This window comes from Micrococcus sp. LASM2_SD2 (genome assembly GCF_057364565.1).
The window spans coordinates 1-19,904 of sequence record NZ_JBNFOB010000016.1; the positions used below are offsets into that span (position 1 = coordinate 1).

A 19,904-nucleotide genomic window follows, 5' to 3' on the forward strand; every position below is an offset into this window, starting at 1 on the left:
CGCGCGCCCCCGCCGTCGCCGCCGGACCGCGGCGGCGTCGGTCCGGGACGTTCCATGGCGAGGTAGGCGTCCTCGAGGCGGGAGCCCTCCTCTGCGAAGTGGGCCACCGGCACACCGGCCCCCACCAGCTCGGCCAGCAGCTGCGCGGCCGCCTGGCGGCCGGAGACGGAGACGACCACGCCCGTGCGCTGGCGCCCGGTGCCGTGCGTATAGGGGACGCCACGCTGCTCGAGGGCGCGGGTCAGCGCAGCCCCCTGCGCGCGGTCCGGGCCGGCGATGCGGTAGCGCAGCTCGCGGTCGGCGGCGTCGTCCAGCTCGGAGACCGAGACGGTCCTGCCGTCCCGGACGATGACCGCGCGGTCCGACGTCTCCTCGAGCTCCGCGAGCACGTGGGAGGAGACCAGCACGGCCGTTCCGTCCGCGGCCATCTGCCGCACGTCGTCCCGCAGCCGCATGCGGGAGCCCGGGTCCAGGCCGTTGGCCGGCTCGTCCAACAGGAGCACCGACGGCCGGTGGACGGTGGCGCGGGCCAGGGACAGCCGCTGCTGCTGGCCCCGCGAGAGCACGCGGGCCGGGCGCTTGGCGAACTCGGTGAGCTGCACCCACTCGAGCTGCTCGGCGGCCCTTGCGTCGGCCTCGGCCGCGGACATGCCGTAGAGCCGCCCCATGGTCCCCAGGATCTCCAGGCAGGTCAGGGACTCCCAGACGCCGAGGGTGTCCGGCATCCAGCCGATCCTGCGGCGGGCCTCCTGCGGGTCCCGCATCGCATCGATCCCGTCCACCGTCACGAATCCGGTGTCCGGCCGCAGCAGGGTGGCCAGGATGAGCATGAGCGTCGTCTTGCCCGAGCCGTTCGGTCCCACGAGTGCGGTGACCTTCCCCGGGTGCACGGAGAGGGACATGTCCTGCACGGCCCTCACGTCCCCGAAGGACCGCGACAGGCCGTGGGCGTCGATGCCTCCGGGCTCCCGACGCGGCGGGACCTCCGGGATCGAGGCCGAGGTGGTCTGCGTCATGCCCTCATCGTGGCAGGGGCCGTCCCCGGCCGCGTCCACCTCAGGTATGAGATCGCCCCGCACGGCACCGCCGCGCGGAAGACCGGGGCGCGCGGCCGTCGTCGGGACCCCGGCCGGGAGACCGGGGGCCGGCGGTGAGCCGCACCCGAGGTGTCCACCGGCTGGACACATGCGTCCTCACATGGCGGAAGCCCCGCCCTCCGATGCCTACGATGTCCGCGAACGGTCTCGCCGCACGCCCCGGCGCGCCCCGCGACCGCTCCCGGCTTCACAGACCCCGACATCCAAGGGCAGGACACCATGAGTCTGATCGTGCAGAAGTTCGGCGGCTCCTCCGTCTCGGACGCCGCCGGCATCCAGCGTGTGGCCAAGCGCGTGGTCCAGACCCAGCGCGCCGGCCACGAGGTGTGCGTGGTGGTCTCCGCGATGGGCGACACCACGGACGAGCTCCTGGACCTCGCCGCCGAACTCACCGACGACGCCCCCGCCCGCGAGATGGACATCCTCCTCTCCGCCGGCGAGCGCATCTCCATGGCGCTGCTCGCCATGGCGATCCACGCCGAGGGATCCCAGGCCCGGTCCTACACCGGCTCCCAGGCAGGCATGATGACGGACACCTCCTACGGCCGGGCCCGCATCGTCCAGGTGAACCCGGACCGCGTAAAGACCTCCCTGGATGCGGGCCAGGTGGCGATCGTCGCCGGCTTCCAGGGCATGAGCCCGGAGTCCAAGGACATCACCACCATGGGCCGCGGCGGCTCGGACACCACCGCCGTCGCACTGGCCGCCGCCCTGGACGCGGACGTCTGCGAGATCTACACGGACGTGGACGGCGTCTACACCGCCGACCCCCGCGTAGTCCCCTCGGCCAAGAAGATCGACCGCATGTCCTCCGAGGAGATGCTCGAGATGGCCGCCTCCGGCTCCAAGATCCTGCACCTGCGCTCCGTGGAGTACGCCCGCCGCTTCGGCGTGCCGCTGCACGTGCGCTCCTCCTTCTCCCATCACGAGGGGACCTGGGTGATCCCCGACCCCGAGGACACCATCACCATCAAGGAAGGCGAACCCATGGAACAGCCGATCGTCTCCGGCGTCGCCCACGACCGCTCCGAGGCCAAGGTCACGATCGTCGGCGTCCCTGACATCCCGGGCAAGGCCGCCGAGATCTTCGCGGTGATCTCCCAGGCCAACGCCAACGTGGACATGATCGTCCAGAACGTCTCCCGCGCCGGCACCGGCCGCACGGACATCTCCTTCACCCTGCCGATCGTGGAGGGCAAGGAGGCCCGCGAGGCCCTGCGCGCGGCCCAGGAGCGCATCGGCTTCGAGGACATCGTCTACAACGACGCGATCGGCAAGCTGTCCCTGATCGGCGCCGGCATGCGCTCGAACCCGGGCATCTCCGCCACCTTCTTCGAGGCCCTGCACGGGGCCGGCGTGAACGTGGACATGATCTCCACCTCCGAGATCCGCATCTCCGTGGTCACCGGGGAGGACAAGCTGGACACCGCCGTGAAGGCGATCCACTCGGCCTTCGGCCTGGACACGGACGTGGAGGCCACGGTCTACGGCGGCACCGGCCGCTGAGGCGGACCGGTCCCCGGACGCCGGACGGGGACCGGTCCGGCGCGGGTCCGCAGTGCGGTGACCGCCCCAGGCGCGCCAGCGCCTCAGGTACACCAGCACCTCAGGTGCGGTGCCGGGTTCAGGTGAGGTGCCGTCGTCCGCGGGCGAGGAACAGGGACAGCGCGAGTGAGGCCACCGCGAACCAGAGGGCCTGGAGGCCGATCTGCAGGTAGGCGAACGCCCCGAGGATCGACCCCGCCGCGATGGCCGCCCACAGCCCCAGGTACTGCAGCCAGAGTGTGCGGCTGCCGCCGGTCAGGGCGGAGACGAGGTGCTGCCCGGTCTTCACCAGGGTGCCGGTCATGTAGGTCAGGCCCACCGTCACCTCTCCCCCACGGGTGAACGTGCCGTTCACCGCCCCCATGGCCGCCGCGACGACCGGCGGGACCACGAGGTCCGCCGCCTGCGCGACGGGGTGCGGAGCGAGGTCCGCCACGACGGCCAGGAGCGCGGCCACGACGAGGATGCCGAGCGTGAGGGCCACGGCGGCCAGCTACGGGCCGTCCTCCGGCGTCCCGTGCCGGCGACGGCACCGCCACAGCACCGCCGAGGACAGCATCACCCCCAGTACGAAGGCCGCCACCAGGCCCATGGCCTTCGCCCAGCCCTCCACGAGCCCCTCGGCCAGGTCCGCCCCGGCACGCGTGGAGTTGCCGGACATGAAGGACACGAAGTAGCCGCCCAGGTGGATGAACGCCAGCCCTTCCACGAAGCCGGCCACCCCCGTCAGGCTCGCCGCGAACAGGCCCTGACGGCGCGTGAACGGGGCGGCGGGGGCGGGCACGGCAGGGGAGGGCATGGTGAGGATTCTAGGAACCTCCCGGACCCGTTCTTCTTCCGTGGAGCGGGATGACCCGCCGCCCGCTCCAGGGACGCAGAAGGGCCCCGCACCGTGTGGTGCGGGGCCCTTCCCCGATCAGGTCAGGTCACCGAGGCGACCCGAGCCCGACTCAGCGGGTGCCGTCGATGCGGTACAGGAACGCAGCGACCTCACCGCGGCTGATGTCGCGGGTGACGCCGAACGAGCTGTCGTCGTAGCCGCGGGCCAGACCCTGGGCGTGCAGCCAGGTGATGGCGGTGTAGTGGGTCTCACCGGGGCGGATGTCCGTGAACGGGGACTCCGCCGGGGCGGTGAACTCCGGCTCACCCATTGCGCGGTACACGAACGAGGCGAACTCGCCGCGGGTCACGCCGGGCCGGACGGAAGGAGCCGTCCGCGTAGCCGCCGGTCACGCCGGTGGCCTCGCCCCAGGTCACGGCGTCGTAGAAGGTGACGCCGGGCTCCATGTCGGTGAACGGGGAGGTGGTCGGAGCGACCCACTCCGGAGCCAGGTAGCGGTAGATGAACGCCAGGGACTCGCCGCGGGAGATGTCACGATCCTTGCGGAAGGTGTTGTCCGCGGTGTAGCCGATGGTCAGGCCCTCGCACTGCATCCAGCGGATGGACTCGTAGTAGCGCGAGCCCTCCGGGTTGTCGGCGAAGTCCGGGATCTCGCAGACGTCCGGGTCCACCGGGCCGCCGTCGGCGCCCACGGTGATGGTGACGTTGGAGGTCACACCCGGAGCCCAGGTGATCACGCCGCGCCACACGCCCTCGGTCAGGCCGGACCAGGAGACGGTGGCCTCCGTGGTCTGGCCCGTGACGACCGAGATCGGGTTCGGCTCGATGGTCATGTTGCCGGCGTCGGCGGTGAGCTGGAGGGTCTCCAGGGTCGCGTCGTCGGCGGTGCCGTCGGCGGTGGCGAACAGGTACGCGATGACGGTGTACTCACCGGCCTCCGGCGAGTTGAACGTCACGTCCTCCGAGTCGCTCGCGGTGGCCCGCTCGACCAGCTGGCCGGACGGGGTGAACACGAACAGGTCCCAGTCAGAGCCGGTGCGGCCGGCGTTGATGGAGACGGTGAAGGCCTCCACGCCCTCGGCCACGGACACGGTGCGCACGGCGGTGGACTTGTTCTCCACCACGTCCAGGCTGCCGCCCGGGGTCTTGGTGACGCCCTCGGACTCGCCCTTGTTCAGACCCGCGATCGACGGGGTCAGCTGGCCGGTGTTGCCGGCCTTGATCTCGACGTCGTGGGAGCCGGAGGCGCCCTCGTCGACGATGTCGGCGGTGCCCGCCTCGGCGATGACCGACGCAGCCTTGGCCTTGAGGGTGACCGGGGAGGTCACGGACTGGGCGGCCGGGCGCTCCCAGGACATGGACCCGTGGGTCCAGGTGTCCAGGGCGGCATCGGTGCGGGAGATGGTCAGGGTGACCTCGGCCGACTGGCCCTTGTTCAGGGACACGGTCGACGGGGAGGCCTGGATGTCGAAGCCCGGGACGTTCGAGGTGAACTTCCAGGTGCCCGCCTGGGTGGCGGTCACGGTGCGCTTCACCTGGGTGGAGCCCACCAGGTCCGGGATCACCACGGACGGGACGTTGACGTCACGGCCGGAGATGTCTCCGAACAGCAGGGAGTCCCACTGCTTGGCATCAGACTCGTAGACCAGGCCCGGGGCCGCGGCGGCCTTCGGGTTGGCGGAGCCGGCGCCGGTGGCGAAGTTGTCCAGGTTCTCGGAGCCGTCGGCGTTCTTCACCGGGTCCGCGGTGGTCATCAGCGCGGACTTGATGGCCATCGGGGACCAGTCGGTGTGCTTGCCGGCCAGCAGCGCGCCCATGCCCGCCAGGTTCGGCGAGGCCATGGAGGTGCCGGACATCAGGCCGAAGGTGTCGCCTCCGTAGGACGGGTCCAGCGGGGAGACACCGGCCAGGACGGCGACGCCGGGGGCGCCCACGTCAGGCTTCAGGAACTCCTGGTTCTCCGCGTTGGACGGGCCACGCGAGGAGAAGCCGGCCACCTGCGGCAGCGGCTCCTGCGGCAGGCCGGTGGTGTCCTCGGGGAGGAGGGTGGCCTGCAGGTCGGCGTTCTTGACCTTCTCGATGATGGAGGCGTCGTCCACGTGCACGGTCGGGACCGAGTGCAGATCGGCGTCCAGCGAGTTCGGGGTCGGATTCGCGAGGATCATGCCCACGCCGCCGGCGGCCTTGACGACCTCCGACTTCTCCACACGGGCGTTCTGACCGCGCTCGCAGAGCACGATCTTGCCGGTGGCGTCGCCCAGGGTGCCGGGGAGGCAGAGGGTGGCGTTGGCCGTGGTGGCGCCGGTGGCGGCCACCTCGGAGGCGTGGATGACCTCGGCCGGGCCCACGGGCTCGGTCATGGAGGAGGCGCCACGGTACTTGGTGCCGTCCTCGAACTCCACGGTGCCGGTCAGCTCGTTGGAGAACGTCTGGGCGGCCACGGTGGTCAGCCACGGGGAGGAGTGGTTCACGGTGTTCGGGCCCGGACCGGAGTTGCCGGCGGAGGCGGCCACGAAGATGCCGGCCTCGGCGGCGGAGCGGAAGGCCAGGGCCACCGGGTCCACCACGGAGTTGTTGTTGCCGGAGATCGAGTAGTTCAAAACGTCGACGTTGTTCTCGATGGCCTTCTCGATCGCGGCCACGGAGGCGGAGGTGTAGCAGCCGCCGGTCGTGGGATCGGTGTCCTCCCAGCAGATCTTGTAGGAGATCAGCTTCGCCTCGGGGGCGACGCCGGAGCCCTCGCCGTAGGAGGTGTCGTTCATGATCTGATCGACGCCGTCGTTGCCCACGATGGTGGTGGCGACGTGGGTGCCGTGCGAGAACACGCCCAGCGGGGAGATGCGCTCGTTCGGGTCACGCTTGCTGATCGGGACGAACCGCTCGAAGTCCTCGGAGAACGCGTAGGCGCCGAGGATCTTGTCGTTGCAGGAGCTGGCCGGGAAGTCCGGGCCGGTCTCGCAGTCCGCGTAGGCGGTGGTGCCGTCCGCCTTCAGCATGGCGGTGCGGCCGTCCTCCGTCTTGTACGGCTCGCCGACCTGCGGCTCGCCCGAGAGCGGCTGCACCGGGTCGCCGGAGACGAACGGCTGGTCCGGGTAGATGCCGGAGTCGATGACGCCGACGACGACGCCCTTGCCGGCCTGCGACGGGCCCCCGTAGGTGCTGTTCCAGGTGCCGTCGGCGCCCGGCAGGCCGAGGAACTCGGTGGACGAGTAGTCCGGAGCCTGCTGCTCGTCCTTGGCGATGCCGAGGACGCGGTCGTCCTTGGACAGCGCCATGGCCTGGGCCGGGGTCAGGTCCGCGACGAAGCCGTTCAGCGCACGCTGGAACTTCATCTGCGCCTTGACGCCGGCCTTCTTCGCGACGGCCTCCTGGGCGACGCTCAGGTGCTGCTCGTACTTCGCGACCGAGGGACGGTTCACGTCGAAGCCCTTGCCCTTGGAGGCGGTGGCCTCGAGACCGGCGACGCCGCCGGTGTAGGTCACGGAGGGCTTCTCCTTCAGGACCACGAAGTAGCGGCCGGCCTCGTACTTGTCAGTAAGCGTCGGGACGCCGTTGGTCGAGCTGACCTGCGGCCCGTCCGCCGGTGCCGCCATGGCCGGGGCGCCCGCAACGGGGGCCACGACCATTCCGGCACCGGCGACGGCTGCGGCCAGCGCCCGGAGTCCCCGGACACGCTGAGGGTTATGTGACATAACCTCGCCTTTCCTCACCAGTGAAGATGGACTTCCGCCCGGAACCGGGCGGTGATGTGCGCGTTGGGCTCCGGTGTCCCTTTCCCCTCAGGACGTGATCCAGGCCATACACGCGAGCCCAAATCTATACCTGAGTACACCCTGAACGTCAGTCCCGTTACCTGACCGTGACCTGAATGCGACACACTGCGGCAACCGGACCGGATCCGCCCTCTCGGCTGCGACGGCCGGGGCCAGGGAGAATGCGAAGACCATGCGATCCGACGAAGCGAACCAAGACCCTGCTGCGCCGTCCCACATGGCGGACACCGTCTTGCCGACGGTCGCCTGGCGTGCCGCCGCGCGCCGTCATCGCGACCGGATCGCCCGGAGGACGGCCCCGCTCATGGCGCTGCACGACGACGGCCGCCGCCACCCCGTCTACGACTTCCTGTTCACGTACTACAGCCAGTCCGCGGGCTCGCTGCAGCGGTGGCACCCGGGGCTGGGCGTGATCCTGGCCGACGACGCCTCCGGCTCCGCCGTGGCGGGTGAGGCGGAGGAGTTCGGACAGGCACCCCGTGGAGAGTGGACGCACTACCGTCGGGTGGCGCCGGGCGAGCATCCGGATGCTCCGAAGGGCGGCTGGACGGTGGACGCCGAGGCCTTCGCGGCAGACCGGGCGACGGGCATCGCCTTCATCCGCGACCTGCTCGGCCGTACGGCGGGCCGCGAGGCACGCCTCGGCTGCTTCGGACTGCACGAGTGGGCCATGGCCTACCGCTCTCAGGTGCACGGCGTCCGCCATTCCACGGTGCCTCTGCGCCTCGGCGCCGAGGGGACGGACGAGGTGGTGGAGTCCCGGCGGATCCGATGCACCCACTTCGACGCCTTCCGCTTCTTCGCACCCGAGGCGAGGCCGCTGAACGAGGAGCAGCCGACCCGTCAGGCCATGCGGGAGATGGAGCAGCCCGGCTGCCTGCACGGGAACATGGACCTGCACAAGTGGGCCGGCAAGCTGACGCCGGCCGTCCCCTCGGACCTGGCCGCGGACTGCTTCGAGCTGGCCTGGGAGATCCGGGAGATGGACATGCAGGCCTCCCCCTACGACCTCGCGGACTGGGGCTTCGAGCCCATCCGCATCGAGACGGCGTCAGGGCGGGCCGAGTACGTGCGGCGCCAGCGGGAGTTCTCCGAGCGCGGTCAGCGGCTGCGCGCCCGGCTGCTCGAGGCGATCGTGCCGCTCGGCTGAGTATCTCGATGCCGACGGCGCGAAAGCTCGCCACGTTCGTCCGGCCGGGCCGTCACCACGACGGCCACCGGACCTCCGGACCTCCGGGTCAGGTCAGACGCAGGAGCATTCCGTGTCCATGAGCACGGACCCGGCCGGCTGGGTGCCGCCGACGACGATCCGCAGCTGCACCTCGAACTGCAGGTTCTCGCCGACGCAGTTCTGCCCGTCGGACTCGTTCAGGCTGGTGCGGGCGGTCAGGGTCACGGATCCCGCCGTCCCGGTCAGCCGCAGCAGGCCGCAGTCGCCTCCCTCGAACTGGTTGTGGAAGAGGAAGCGCGAGCAGTAGTCGCCCGGCCCTCCGAGACCGACGCCGCCGTCCGCGGTGGCGGCCCAGGTGGCGTTGCGCGTGCGGCACCCGTCATCGTAGGGGTACGCCAGGTAGGCGATGCCGGCGGTCGTGGAGGCGGAGCGGCCGGACAGGGAGAGGTCGACCTGCCGCACCTGCGGGTTGGCGCAGGGCACGGATCCGTCGGTCGAGTCGGGGCAGGGCACCGAGTAGTGCAGCGCCAGGTCCTTGACGCCGCAGCCGCATCGGGCGCTCGGGATCCAGATCGTCCCCATGGACCCTTCCTGCGTCAGCCCTCCGGAGATGGAGCCGGCCGAGATCGTGGAGAAGGTCCCCGGGTCCGTCAGCCCGTCGGTCTTCACCAGCCGGAGCCCGCAGTCGAACTCGAACGGGCTCGCTGCGAAGGTCGGGGCCGCTGCCGCCGCAGCGACGGCCGGGACGGACCAGCCGAGGCCGGTGGCCACGGTGCGGCGGGAGACAGACTGCAGCGGGGTGGTGTGGCGGGTGGCGGACTCGGTGTGGGACACGGGGCTCACTCTGATGTTTCGACGTGATGGACCGTGCACCGGCGGGGGGGAGGCGGGCGGCGCGAGCTGCTGGACTCCCGTGCGGTGGCCCCCTCGATCCACGACTTCCTGGACCGCTGACCCTCAGCTGACAGGAAGGTCCTCCTTCACGACGACGGCCCCCGCACCTCCGCCATCCCGGCGGCGGTGACGGGGGCCTCGCCGTGTCCACACCCCTCCGATCCGGAGCCGCCCCCCCCCGGGCGAGCATCCCTGGTCAAGCACACTTGACGTCAAGGATGCTTGACTATCAAGCTTGCTTCACAACGTCCGATCGGCGGACCGCACGGATGCGCCGCCGGCCACGACCACAGGAGGACAGCATGACCAGGGACCACTCCCCCACCGCCGTCACCACCGACCCACGCCGGGACTCCCGCGCCTACTGGGGCCGTTCGCCGCGGCTAGGCGGCGGAACCGGCAGACTGATCGCGGCCTCCCTGCTCCTCGGCACCCTCTTTGCGGCGGTGATCGGCGTCATCGCGTATGGACTGGCGGCGACCGCGGGGCACGAGGATCCACGCGCGCCGCTGCTTCTCGGCGTGATCATGACGGCCACGAGCCTGCTCCCGGGCTGGGCACTGGCGTGGGCACTCCTCGTGGACCGGGACACCGTCCGCGGCTCGGTCCGGAACACCGAGGACACCGTCGAGGGGCGCTGGTATGAGAAGGCCACCTCGGGCGCCTTCCACGACCTGCTGATCCTGCTCGGCCTGGGCGCCTTCATCGTGGGCCTGGCGGGCTGGCAGGTGGACACGGGACTCCTCGCAGCCGGGCTCCTGCTCTTCATGATGCTTTCCGTCACCCTCCGCTACCAGGTCCAGAAGCGCCGGGGCTGAGCCGTGGAGAACACCATCCCCGACGAGCGTGCCCGCCTCGGCTGGTCCCAGCAGCGACTCGCCGACGAGCTCGGCGTCTCCCGCCAGACCGTGATCTCCTTGGAGAAGGGCCGCTACGACCCCTCGCTCCCGCTCGCCTTCCGCCTCGCCGCGGTGCTCGAGCGTCGGATCGAGGACCTGTTCACCCCGGACCAGGACTGAAGGCCGGCCACACCGCGCGCTCGCGGCACAGCCACCGCCCGCCGTCACCAGCCGCCACCGAGACCACAGAGGAGAGGCACATGGGAGAGATGCCCCCCGAACTGCGCAACCACGGATTCGAGGAGGACGACGCCCCGCGGCGGCCGAAGCCGATCGTGACGATCGTGGCGATCCTCTGTCTGGCCGCCCTCGTCCTCTCGGTCATCTCCGGCCTCTTCATCTGACCGTCTTCATCTGACCGTCGGCGCACCAAGAGCGCACATCACGCAGCCGCCCCGGCATCGGCCGTCCAGAGATCAGCCGTGCGTGCGGGTCAGCGCACGTCACCGTCCACGTAGACCCACGCCCCGTCCTCGCGGCGGAAGCGGCTGGCCTCGTGGAGGCGGAAGCGACCCTGTCCGCCCTGCCCGACGGCCACGAACTCGACCACGCCACGGTCCTGGAACGGCCCGCCGCCCTCGGTCCTCAGCACGGCCAGGCGCGTGAAGCGCGCCGCCGGCTCGTCGGCGGACGGGGTGAGGTCCGCGGCGGACGGACGGTGCTCGGCGGCCCAGGCGGCCCGCAGGTAGGCGACCATCGCGGCGGACTCGGCGGCGCCGTCGTCGTGGGCCGGATCCGCCTCACCGAGGCGGGCGAACGCGGTGAACCGCGAACGCATCAACGCCTCCGCGGTGGGGGCGGTCAGCTCCCCGGTGGCCGCGAAGCGCGCATGGAGCCGCCCGCAGCACTCGGCGAGCGCGAGGCCCAGCCCGCAGGGGCAGCGTCGACGCTCACGCGGTGCCGCCGCGCGTGCCTGACGGCGCTCGCGGGCGGTGGGGGCGGTGTTCTTCCGGGAGCCGCGCAGGGCGGCGCTGATGACGCCGGCCAGGGCGAGGGCCATGGTCGGCAGCAGGGGGCTGATGCGGGGACGGCGGGCCCGGTCCGTGGCGGAGACCTGCGGACGGGCGCCCTTCGGGGGACGTGCGGTGATCATGACTCCAGGCTAGGCGCGGGCTCGCCTGCACTGCAGGCCTCTCCGCCCAGGGCCAAGCATGCTCGCGCACTTTCGGCCACCTGGCCAAAACAATTTGGCCGCACGGCCAAAACCGTGTCAGCATGATCCCGTCCCATCCCCGAGCGTCCCCGCGAGGTGCCCCGTGTCCGCCGTCCGCCGCTGGACCGCCCTGGCCGTGCTGGTCCTGCCCGTGCTGCTGATCTCCATCGACATGTCCGTGCTCGGCATCGCCGTCCCGGCCCTGTCCGCGGACCTGCAGCCGACGTCGAGCCAGCTGCTGTGGATCATCGACCTCTACTCCTTCCTGCTGGCCGGTCTGCTGATCTTCATGGGCGCGCTCGGGGACCGGATCGGGCGCAAGCGGATCCTGCTGATCGGCGCCCCGCTGTTCGGCGTCGCTTCCCTGGTGGCCGCGTTCGCCACCAGCGCGGAGATGCTCATCGCCGCGCGCGCCCTGCTCGGCATCGGCGGCGCCACCCTCATGCCGTCCACGCTCGGCCTGATCCGCACGATCTTCCCGGCCCGCCACGAGCGTCGCACCGCGATCGCCGTGTGGGCCACCGCGTTCTCCGGCGGCGCGGCGCTGGGCCCGGTGGTCGGCGGGATCCTGCTGGAGAGCTTCTGGTGGGGCTCCGTGTTCCTCATGAACGTGCCGGTGATGGCGGTGTTCCTGCTCGCCGCCCCGTTCCTGCTGCCCGAGTCCAGGGACCCCGAGCCCGGCCCGTTCGACCCGCTGTCCTCGGTGCTGTCCATCGTGGGCCTGATCGGCGTGGTCTACGCGCTGAAGACCGCCGCGAAGTCCCCGGACGCCACCGCGCTGGTCGGCCTGGTCCTCGGCGGGGCGGCCCTGACCTGGTTCGTCCAGCGCCAGCGCCGCCTGGCGAACCCGATGATCGACGTCGCCCTCTTCTCCCACCTTGCCTTCACCTCCGCGGTGTCCATCAACGTGATCTCCGTGTTCGCGTTCATGGGCCTGATGTTCTTCCTGCCGCAGTACCTGATGCTCGTGCAGGGCATGGGCTCGGCGGAGGCGGGCCTGTGGATGCTGCCGTTGGCCGCGGCCTCCGTGGTGGGCACGCTGCTCGCCCCGGTCCTCGCCCGCACCATGCCCGTGCGGACCGTGATCATGACCGGCCTGACGCTGGTGATCGGCGGCTTCGCGCTGGCCACCCAGATGCACGGCACCGAGACCATGCTCCTGTTCACCCTCGTCTCCGGCCTGTTCGGCGTCGGCGTGGGCCTGGCGGAGACCCTCACCAACGACGTCATCCTCACCGCCGCCCCGCCCGCCCGCGCCGGTGCCGCCGCCGCGATCTCCGAGACCGGCTACGAGTTCGGCGGCGCCATGGGCACCGCGGTCCTCGGCACGGCCGGCATGGCCGTCTACGTCGCGCACGGTCCGGGGCACCGCGGGCTGCCGGGCATGGACGAGGCCTCGGCGGAGGCCGCCTCGCAGACGCTCGCCGCCGCCCACCAGATCGCCTCCGCCCTTCCCGACGGCGGCACTCGCCTGACCGAGATCGCCGACGGCGCGTTCATGGCCGGCATGGACCTCGTCGCCGCTATCGGCATCGGCACAGCCGCGCTCACCCTGCTGCTGGCCTGGCGCGGACTGCGGTCCGAGGGCAGACAGGGGCAGCCGGCCTCCGCCCAGCCGTCCATCGCCGAGGCGATGGAAAAGGAGGCGAGCGGCCATGCGGTGAGCGACCAGGCGGAGGCGGCTGCCGTCGTCGGGACGCAGCCGGGCGATGCCTCGGGTGCGGGGCAGAACCGGGCGGGTGCCGGCGCGGGGAAGGAGCAGACCCGTGGCTGAGAAGCGTCCCCACGTACCCCTGGAGCAGCGCCGCCGCGAGCTCGCCGAGACCGCGGTGCGGGTGATGGCACGCGACGGCGCCTGGGCCCTGACCACGCGTGCCGTGGCGAAGGAGGCCGGCGTGCCGCACGGCACCGTGCACTACGCGTTCTCCTCGAAGAACGAGCTGCTGCGCGCCGTCATGCGCCTGGACCTGAGCCACATGGCCGACCTCGCCGCGGCGCAGCGGGAACGCGAGATCGCCACCGTGGCGGACGTGCGGGATGCGGTGACCGGGGTGTTCGCGGCCTATGCGGACTCGGTGATCGCGGACCCGGATGCAGAGACCGCGTACTTCGAACTGTCCCTGATGGCGGCGCGCGACCCGGAGCTGCGGGAGCTGTCCGGGCAGACCCAGGGCGAGTACCGGGCCGTGGTGGTGGAGCTGCTGGAGGACATGGCCGCGCGCACCGGGCTGGCCTGGGACGTGGACGTGACCGTGGTGGCCGAGCAGTCGCTGTCCGGGCTGTTCGGCGCGGCCGTCAGCTGGCTCGAGCACCGCGACGACGCCCTGTTCCGGGGAGTGCTGGACGACGCGGCGAGGATGCTGGCCCGCAGGCTGGGGTGAGTGGGGGCTGGCGGCTCGCTCCCGCTCCCCGGCTGCCTCTCCTTCTCAGGCGGACCGACACTTTTTCGCGGGACCTTCCTGAATCGGGACGGTCCCGCGAAAAAGTGTCGGTCTCAGCGCAGTTGTCCACAGGGCTACGCGGCGCCGAACCTGTTTCGGCCACCCTGGCCAGATGAAGCAAGACACCCGCTCGTCTCCGCAGCGGCAGCCACGAACCCTTTCGCAGACGGTCGTGCCGGAATCACTGCAGTCGGCACACGGCTCGGGCCTTCTACGTCTTGGGGACGGCCCGTTCCTGCGGGCGGCCGACGGGGCCTCGACCCGAGGGAGCCAGCATCTGGTGGACTCGTGGCGCCGTGGGGAGCTGCTCCGCCTGCTGCCGGGCATGTACGTACCGCTGCACCTATGGGCGTCGCTGGCGCCGTGGGAACGCTTCCGCCTGTCCGCCTGCGGCTATGCGCTGGCCCGCCCCTCCGCGGTCTTCACGGGTGGGACCGCAGCCATCCTGCACGGCCTGCCGTTGGTGAGCACTCCCCGCACCCTGGAGGTCAGAGCCACAAGCCGTGGGCACAGAGGGACGCGCGCCCTCGTCGCATCGCACCTTTCACCGGCCGGAGCGAAGTCGCTCCGGATGCTCACCTCTCAGACACGAGGAGGTCTGCCCCTTCCACCTCGAGTGGGTCTGAGGTGGAACGCACTGCAGGTGCCGGGCGATGTGCAATCTGTCGAAGTCCCACGCGGGAAGGACCTGGGGAGGACCGTGGCGCAGGTGGACGGACTGCCCACCGTGCAGCTTCAGCTGGCATCGGGACCGGTCTTCAGGGAGTCGGTCGTTCCCCTGGACTCGCTGGCACGGAGGCACGGGGCGTGGTCGTGGCACTGGGCCGAAGAGAACCGGGGTCTGTTGCGAACGAAAGCGGCTGCCGCCCGCTTCGACCGGGCGTGGGGCTTCGTGGATCCACGCGCTGAGTCTCCGGGAGAGTCCCTCTCACGCGCGCTGATCGAGGAACTGGGCTTCGAGCGGCCTCAGTTGCAACAGGAGTTCCGTGACGAGGCGGGCGGGTTCGTGGCGCGGACGGACTTCTGGTGGGAGTCCGTCCGCGCGACCGGCGAGTTCGACGGGGTCGGCAAGTACGACATCGACCTGCACGACAACCCCGCGCAGCGCCGCGCTTCCATCCGGCGCGAGCAGGAAAGGGATCGAGGGCTGCGTGCGCTAGTGCGGCACCAGGCTCACTGGACCTGGGCGGACCTCATGGAACCGGACCGGCTGGCCGAGGAACTTCTTCGTTCAGGAGTTCCTCGAAGACGGTGACCACGAGACCGACACTTTTTCGCAGGACCTTCCTGATTCAGGCAGGTTCCGTGAAAAAGTGTCGGCCGGGCCGACGGCGCTGACGGCTGCCGACCCGCGCTCCCAGGCCAGCAGGTCTCCACCCGCACGCCTGCACCACCCCGCACCCGATCCACCGCCCTCGCCCCCGGCTAGACTGGGCGGGCAAGCACGCGGAGCGTCCGGCACCTTGGCCGGCGTGAGACGGCACCGACGGCGCCCTGCCGTGCTTCCCGTACCGTGCCGAGGGCCTTCGCATGCGGGGCGCACACCGCTCCCTGCACACCGCAGGCCCCACCGGCACATCACCGAACGCACATTCAGGAGCAGTGGATGCCCACCATCGTCGTCGACGTCATGCCCAAGCCCGAGATCCTCGACCCGCAGGGCAAGGCCATCGCCGGAGCCCTCCCGCGCCTCGGCTTCACCGCGTTCGAGCAGGTCCGCCAGGGCAAGCGCTTCGAGCTCACCGTGGAGGGCGAGGTCACCGATCAGATCCTCGAGCAGGCCCGCACCGCCGCCGCGGAGCTGCTGTCCAACCCGGTGATCGAGGACGTCGTGAACGTCGCCGTCCTGGACGAGTCGGAGGCCTCCGCCTGATGCCTGCCGAGATCCCGCTGATCGGGGACTATTCCACCCCCACCACCGAGCTCAACGGCGCGAGGATCGGCGTCGTCACGTTCCCGGGCACCCTGGACGACGTGGACGCCGCCCGTGCCGTCCGCCTGTCCGGCGCCACCCCCGTGTCCCTGTGGCACGCGGACGAGGACGCCGCCGCCTCGCTCAAGGACCTGGACGCCGTGGTGATCCCCGGCGGCTTCTCCTACGGCGACTACCTGCGCGCAGGCGCCATCTCCCGCTTCGCCCCGATGATGGACGCCATCGCCGCGGCCGCCGGCGGCAAGGCCGGCTCCGCGCAGGGCCTGCCGGTCCTGGGCATCTGCAACGGCTTCCAGATCCTCACCGAGTCCCACCTGCTCCCGGGCTCGATGATCAAGAACGACCACCTGCACTTCATCTGCCGCGACCAGGCCCTCGCCGTGGAGAACAACGAGACCGCCTGGACCCGTGACTTCGCCAAGGACCAGCGGATCACCATCCCGCTGAAGAACCAGGACGGCCAGTACGTGGCGGACGAGCACACCCTCGACGAGCTCGAGGGCGAGGGCCGCGTGGTCTTCCGCTACCTGGACGTGAACCCGAACGGCTCCCGCCGGAACATCGCGGGCATCACGAACGCCACCGGCAACGTCGTCGGCCTGATGCCACACCCGGAGCACGCCGTGGAGCCCGGCTTCGGCCCGGACACCGAGGACGGCCTGCGCACCGGCCTCGACGGCCTGCCGTTCTTCACGTCCGTCCTGACCACCCTCGCCTCCGGAGGTGCCGCATGAGCCAGCAGTTCAACATCGACACCGTGGAGCACGCCGCCTCCTCCCCCGAGGTGGAGCAGCCCTGGGCCGAACTGGGCCTCAAGGAGGACGAGTACGCCCGGATCAAGGAGATCCTGGGCCGCCGTCCCACGGCCGCCGAGCTCGCCATGTACTCGGTGATGTGGTCCGAGCACTGCTCCTACAAGTCCTCGAAGGTGCACCTGCGCCAGTTCGGGGACAAGCTCACCGAGGAGATGAAGAAGAACCTGATGGTCGGCATCGGCGAGAACGCCGGCGTGACGGACCTCGGCGACGGCTGGGCGGTGACCTTCAAGGTCGAGTCCCACAACCACCCGTCCTTCGTGGAGCCCTACCAGGGCGCGGCCACGGGCATCGGCGGCATCGTCCGGGACATCATCTCCATGGGCGCCCGCCCCGTGGCCGTGATGGACCCGCTGCGCTTCGGCGCCGTGGACCACCCGGACACCGCCCGCGTGGTGCACGGCGTGGTCGCCGGCATCGGCGGCTACGGCAACTCCCTGGGCCTGCCGAACATCGGCGGCGAGGTCCGCTTCGACTCCTCCTACCAGGGCAACCCGCTGGTCAACGCCCTGGCCGTGGGCGTCCTCAAGCACGAGGACCTGCGCCTGGCCAACGCCTCGGGCGTCGGCAACAAGGTGGTCCTCTTCGGCGCCCGCACCGGCGGCGACGGCATCGGCGGCGCCTCCGTGCTGGCCTCCGAGTCCTTCGACGACGGCGGCAAGCCGGCCAAGCGCCCCTCCGTGCAGGTGGGCGACCCGTTCGCGGAGAAGGTGCTCATCGAGTGCTGCCTCGAGCTGTTCCGGGACTCCCTGGTGGAGGGCATCCAGGACCTCGGCGCCGCCGGCATCTCCTGCGCCACCTCCGAGCTCGCCTCCAACGGCGAGGGCGGCATGCGCGTGGAGCTCACCGACGTCCTCCTGCGCGACCACACCCTGACCCCGGGCGAGATCCTCATGTCCGAGTCGCAGGAGCGCATGATGGCCGTGGTGACCCCTCAGAACGTCGCCGCGTTCGAGGCCGTCATGGCCAAGTGGGACGTGGAGTACTCCTGGCTGGGCGAGGTCACCGACAACGGTCGCCTGATCATCACCTGGGACGGCGAGGTCATCGTGGACGTGGACCCGCGCACCGTGGCCCATGACGGCCCGGTGTACGAGCGTCCGTACCACCGCCCCGCGAACCAGGACGCCCTGCAGGCGGACACCTTCCGCTCCTCCGCCGCGGCGGCCGACCTCCCGGCCGACGGGGACGCCCTGCGCGCGGCCGTCCTGGAGCTGATGTCCTCCCCGAACCTGGCGGACACCTCCTGGATCACCCGCCAGTACGACCGCTACGTGCGCGGCAACACCGCCCTGTCCGCCCCGGACGACGCGGGCGTGGTCCGCGTGGACGAGGAGACCGGCACGGGCGTGGCGGTCTCCACGGACTGCAACGACCGCTTCGCCTACCTGGACCCGTACCTGGGCGCGCAGCACTCGCTCGCGGAGTCCTACCGCAACGTCACCACCGCCGGCGCCGTGCCGCTGGCCGTGACGGACTGCCTGAACTTCGGCTCCCCGGAGGACCCGGAGGTCATGTGGCAGTTCGCGGAGGCCGTGCGCGGCCTGGCGGACGCCTGCCAGGAGCTGGGCATCCCGGTGACCGGCGGCAACGTCTCCCTGTACAACCAGACCGGCGGCGTGGCCATCCACCCGACCCCCACCGTGGGCGTGCTGGGCCAGTTCGACGACGTCTCCCGCCGCACCCCGTCCGGCTTCGGCCAGGATGCGGACGGCCAGGCGATCTACCTGCTGGGCGCCACCGCGGACGAGCTGGACGGCTCCGAGTTCGCCCGCCTGCGGAACCACCTGGGCGGCGTGCCGCCGACGCTGGACCTGGCGAAGGAGAAGCTGCTCGGCGACCTGCTGATCAACGCCTCCCGCGACGGCATGGTCGACGCCGCGCACGACGTCTCCGGCGGCGGCCTGGCGGCCACCCTGTCCGAGATGGTGCTGCGCTTCGGCGTGGGCGCCCGCGTGGTGCTGGACGAGGTCCTGGAGCGGGACGGCATCGACGCGTTCACCGCCCTGTTCTCCGAGTCCCAGGGCCGTGCCGTGGTGTCCGTCCCGCGCACCGAGGAGGTCCGCTTCACGGACATGACCACCGCGCGCGGCTACCCCGCCGCCCGCATCGGCGTGGTGGACGCCCGCTCCGCGGCGCTCGAGGTCCAGGGCCAGTTCACCCTGCCGATCGCCGAGCTCCGCGAGGCCTGGGAGGCCACCCTGCCGAAGCACTTCGGCTGAGCCGCACCGCCGGCGCCCGTCTCCGTGTGGTGACCGGCTGGCGCCGGCTTCCCGACGACGGCCGCTCGCCTGGATCCCGCACCTGCGGGATCGAGGTGGGCGGCCGTCGTCGTCTCCCCTGGCGGACCCTGTCCGTGTGTCTCTCCGCGGGGCGCCTCCGGTGGCTCTATCCTGCTCGCAGACGCGGACGACGGGAGGCAAGGGCATGGACTACGGCCAGGCGCTGGTGGCGTTCACCGGCATCGCGCTGCTGCTGACGATCACCCCGGGGCTGGACATGGCCCTGGTGCTGCGCTCGGCGCTCACGCAGGGGCGGGCCCATGCGGCCGTCACGGGGCTGGGGATCTGCACGGGCGCCCTGCTGTGGGGCGTGGCGGCGGCGGCGGGCATCGCGGCGCTGCTCGCGGCGTCGGAGACGGCGTACACGGTACTGAAGGTGGCCGGTGCCGCCTATCTGATCTGGCTGGGCGTCACGATGATCCGCGGCACACTGGGGAAGGCAGGGCAGGATCCGGACCCGGTGACGGACATGCTGGAGCAGGTCCGTCCGGTTCGTCCCGAGCGGCTCTCCCGCGGCTTCCTGCGCGGGTTCACCACGAATATGCTCAATCCGAAGGTCGGTGTCTTCTACCTGGCGATGATCCCGCAGTTCATGGCGTCCGGGGTGCCGGCCTGGCTGATGGGGCTGTCCCTGGCCGGCGTGCACGTGGCGATGACGCTCGTGTTTTTCGCAGCGCTGATCGGCGCCGCCCACGCGGCGCGCCGGTTCCTCTCCGGCCCCCGCGCCGCGGCGTGGATCGACCGGGTGACCGGCAGCGCCCTCCTGTTCTTCGGAGGCGCGCTGCTGCTGGACCGTTCGCACTGAGTGCTGCGGCCACCCGCGCCGCCCGGTCTGCCAGTCCTGGGCTGCCTGCGCGGACGTCCTCGGGCGCCGGGCGGCACCCAGGCCAGCAGCACCGCGAGCCCGGTGCACACGGTCCCGAGCAGGGCCAGGGGCAGGTCGAGCCCGAGGCGGGTCACGGCCAGGTTCGGCAGCATCGCGAGCACCAGAGCGGCCACCGCGGCCACCCCGCACGCCCAGACCGCTCGGCCGGCCGGCCGGGGACACCCGGCTCACGGC

The 19,904-nt window shown here is 71.4% G+C and carries 17 protein-coding genes and 1 pseudogene; 12 read left to right on the plus strand and 6 right to left on the minus strand.

The annotated features are described in order from the left end of the window. A partial coding sequence (locus AC2W7A_RS02055; RefSeq protein ID WP_485989877.1) for an ABC transporter ATP-binding protein occupies positions 1 to 1,016 on the minus strand: 1,016 nt, incomplete at its 3' end. Between the two features lie 300 nt (positions 1,017 to 1,316). Between AC2W7A_RS02055 and AC2W7A_RS02060 the strand changes: the two genes are divergently transcribed. Then, positions 1,317 to 2,603 carry an aspartate kinase gene (locus AC2W7A_RS02060; protein ID WP_485989878.1) on the plus strand — a complete coding sequence of 429 codons (1,287 nt, stop codon included), beginning with the start codon at positions 1,317 to 1,319 and terminating at the stop codon, positions 2,601 to 2,603. A gap of 118 nt (positions 2,604 to 2,721) precedes the next feature. Here the strand turns inward: AC2W7A_RS02060 and AC2W7A_RS02065 are convergent. The 3 genes and pseudogenes from AC2W7A_RS02065 to AC2W7A_RS02075 form a co-directional block, all read right to left on the minus strand. Further along, positions 2,722 to 3,441, minus strand: a pseudogene (locus tag AC2W7A_RS02065) (YoaK family protein). Positions 3,442 to 3,592: 151 nt separating this feature from the next. Continuing rightward, entirely contained in the window at positions 3,593 to 3,805 is a 213-nt protein-coding gene (locus tag AC2W7A_RS02070; protein ID WP_485989879.1) for an S-layer homology domain-containing protein, read from the minus strand. Beyond that, the gene (locus AC2W7A_RS02075; RefSeq protein WP_485989880.1) at positions 3,786 to 7,175 is read right to left on the minus strand and encodes a S8 family serine peptidase; all 3,390 of its coding nucleotides are present in this window, start codon (positions 7,173 to 7,175) and stop codon (positions 3,786 to 3,788) included. Before AC2W7A_RS02075 ends, AC2W7A_RS02070 begins: the two co-directional genes overlap by 20 nt. A gap of 298 nt (positions 7,176 to 7,473) precedes the next feature. Here AC2W7A_RS02075 and AC2W7A_RS02080 point away from each other — a divergent pair, with 298 nt between their 5' ends. Beyond that, positions 7,474 to 8,406 (plus strand): 3-methyladenine DNA glycosylase, encoded by a 933-nt coding sequence (locus AC2W7A_RS02080; RefSeq protein WP_485989881.1) that lies wholly within the window; start codon positions 7,474 to 7,476, stop codon positions 8,404 to 8,406. Positions 8,407 to 8,499: 93 nt separating this feature from the next. On the opposite strand, the gene AC2W7A_RS02085 is transcribed toward AC2W7A_RS02080, so the two are convergent. Further along, positions 8,500 to 9,261 (minus strand): hypothetical protein, encoded by a 762-nt coding sequence (locus AC2W7A_RS02085; protein ID WP_485989882.1) that lies wholly within the window; start codon positions 9,259 to 9,261, stop codon positions 8,500 to 8,502. Between the two features lie 362 nt (positions 9,262 to 9,623). Here AC2W7A_RS02085 and AC2W7A_RS02090 point away from each other — a divergent pair, with 362 nt between their 5' ends. From AC2W7A_RS02090 to AC2W7A_RS02100, 3 genes are all read left to right on the plus strand, one after another. Next, the gene (locus AC2W7A_RS02090; protein ID WP_485989883.1) at positions 9,624 to 10,139 is read left to right on the plus strand and encodes a hypothetical protein; all 516 of its coding nucleotides are present in this window, start codon (positions 9,624 to 9,626) and stop codon (positions 10,137 to 10,139) included. 3 nt (positions 10,140 to 10,142) lie between these two features. Further along, the gene (locus AC2W7A_RS02095) at positions 10,143 to 10,340 is read left to right on the plus strand and encodes a helix-turn-helix transcriptional regulator (protein ID WP_485989884.1); all 198 of its coding nucleotides are present in this window, start codon (positions 10,143 to 10,145) and stop codon (positions 10,338 to 10,340) included. 80 nt (positions 10,341 to 10,420) lie between these two features. Then, the gene (locus tag AC2W7A_RS02100) at positions 10,421 to 10,564 is read left to right on the plus strand and encodes a hypothetical protein (RefSeq protein ID WP_485989885.1); all 144 of its coding nucleotides are present in this window, start codon (positions 10,421 to 10,423) and stop codon (positions 10,562 to 10,564) included. 89 nt (positions 10,565 to 10,653) lie between these two features. Here the strand turns inward: AC2W7A_RS02100 and AC2W7A_RS02105 are convergent, their stop codons facing one another. Further along, on the minus strand, positions 10,654 to 11,313 hold the full coding sequence (locus tag AC2W7A_RS02105; RefSeq protein WP_485989886.1) for a YchJ family protein: 660 nt from the start codon (positions 11,311 to 11,313) through the stop codon (positions 10,654 to 10,656). 163 nt (positions 11,314 to 11,476) lie between these two features. On the opposite strand from AC2W7A_RS02105, the gene AC2W7A_RS02110 reads away from it, so the two are divergent. The 7 genes from AC2W7A_RS02110 (at position 11,477) to AC2W7A_RS02140 (ending at position 19,649) form a co-directional block, all read left to right on the plus strand. Beyond that, positions 11,477 to 13,147 carry an MFS transporter gene (locus AC2W7A_RS02110; RefSeq protein WP_485989887.1) on the plus strand — a complete coding sequence of 557 codons (1,671 nt, stop codon included), beginning with the start codon at positions 11,477 to 11,479 and terminating at the stop codon, positions 13,145 to 13,147. Continuing rightward, positions 13,140 to 13,754: a TetR/AcrR family transcriptional regulator gene (locus AC2W7A_RS02115; protein ID WP_485989888.1), complete on the plus strand. Its 615-nt coding sequence runs from the start codon at positions 13,140 to 13,142 to the stop codon at positions 13,752 to 13,754. The genes AC2W7A_RS02110 and AC2W7A_RS02115 overlap by 8 nt, the downstream gene beginning before the upstream one ends. Positions 13,755 to 14,514: 760 nt before the next feature. Beyond that, complete coding sequence (locus tag AC2W7A_RS02120) at positions 14,515 to 15,069, plus strand: hypothetical protein (protein ID WP_485989889.1); 555 nt, start codon at positions 14,515 to 14,517, stop codon at positions 15,067 to 15,069. Between the two features lie 351 nt (positions 15,070 to 15,420). Further along, positions 15,421 to 15,687 carry a phosphoribosylformylglycinamidine synthase subunit PurS gene (gene purS / locus AC2W7A_RS02125; RefSeq protein WP_485989890.1) on the plus strand — a complete coding sequence of 89 codons (267 nt, stop codon included), beginning with the start codon at positions 15,421 to 15,423 and terminating at the stop codon, positions 15,685 to 15,687. Further along, complete coding sequence (purQ, locus tag AC2W7A_RS02130) at positions 15,687 to 16,481, plus strand: phosphoribosylformylglycinamidine synthase subunit PurQ (protein WP_485989891.1); 795 nt, start codon at positions 15,687 to 15,689, stop codon at positions 16,479 to 16,481. Before purS ends, purQ begins: the two co-directional genes overlap by 1 nt. Further along, a complete protein-coding gene (purL, locus tag AC2W7A_RS02135; RefSeq protein ID WP_485989892.1) occupies positions 16,478 to 18,784 on the plus strand; it encodes a phosphoribosylformylglycinamidine synthase subunit PurL in 2,307 nt (768 codons plus the stop codon). The genes purQ and purL overlap by 4 nt, the downstream gene beginning before the upstream one ends. Before the next feature lie 205 nt (positions 18,785 to 18,989). Further along, positions 18,990 to 19,649 carry a LysE family translocator gene (locus tag AC2W7A_RS02140; RefSeq protein ID WP_485989893.1) on the plus strand — a complete coding sequence of 220 codons (660 nt, stop codon included), beginning with the start codon at positions 18,990 to 18,992 and terminating at the stop codon, positions 19,647 to 19,649. Positions 19,650 to 19,904 lie beyond the last annotated feature (255 nt).

What these genes read in the sequence shown, in the direction of transcription:
- AC2W7A_RS02090 (WP_485989883.1), top strand. Translation starts at nt 9,624, where the DNA reads ATGACCAGGGACCACTCCCCCACCGCCGTCACCACCGACCCACGCCGG.
- AC2W7A_RS02140 (WP_485989893.1), top strand. Translation starts at nt 18,990, where the DNA reads ATGGACTACGGCCAGGCGCTGGTGGCGTTCACCGGCATCGCGCTGCTG.
- AC2W7A_RS02100 (WP_485989885.1), top strand. Translation starts at nt 10,421, where the DNA reads ATGGGAGAGATGCCCCCCGAACTGCGCAACCACGGATTCGAGGAGGAC.
- purL (WP_485989892.1), top strand. Translation starts at nt 16,478, where the DNA reads ATGAGCCAGCAGTTCAACATCGACACCGTGGAGCACGCCGCCTCCTCC.
- purS (WP_485989890.1), top strand. Translation starts at nt 15,421, where the DNA reads ATGCCCACCATCGTCGTCGACGTCATGCCCAAGCCCGAGATCCTCGAC.
- AC2W7A_RS02060 (WP_485989878.1), top strand. Translation starts at nt 1,317, where the DNA reads ATGAGTCTGATCGTGCAGAAGTTCGGCGGCTCCTCCGTCTCGGACGCC.
- purQ (WP_485989891.1), top strand. Translation starts at nt 15,687, where the DNA reads ATGCCTGCCGAGATCCCGCTGATCGGGGACTATTCCACCCCCACCACC.
- AC2W7A_RS02105 (WP_485989886.1), bottom strand. Translation starts at nt 11,313, where the DNA reads ATGATCACCGCACGTCCCCCGAAGGGCGCCCGTCCGCAGGTCTCCGCC.
- AC2W7A_RS02080 (WP_485989881.1), top strand. Translation starts at nt 7,474, where the DNA reads ATGGCGGACACCGTCTTGCCGACGGTCGCCTGGCGTGCCGCCGCGCGC.
- AC2W7A_RS02075 (WP_485989880.1), bottom strand. Translation starts at nt 7,175, where the DNA reads ATGTCACATAACCCTCAGCGTGTCCGGGGACTCCGGGCGCTGGCCGCA.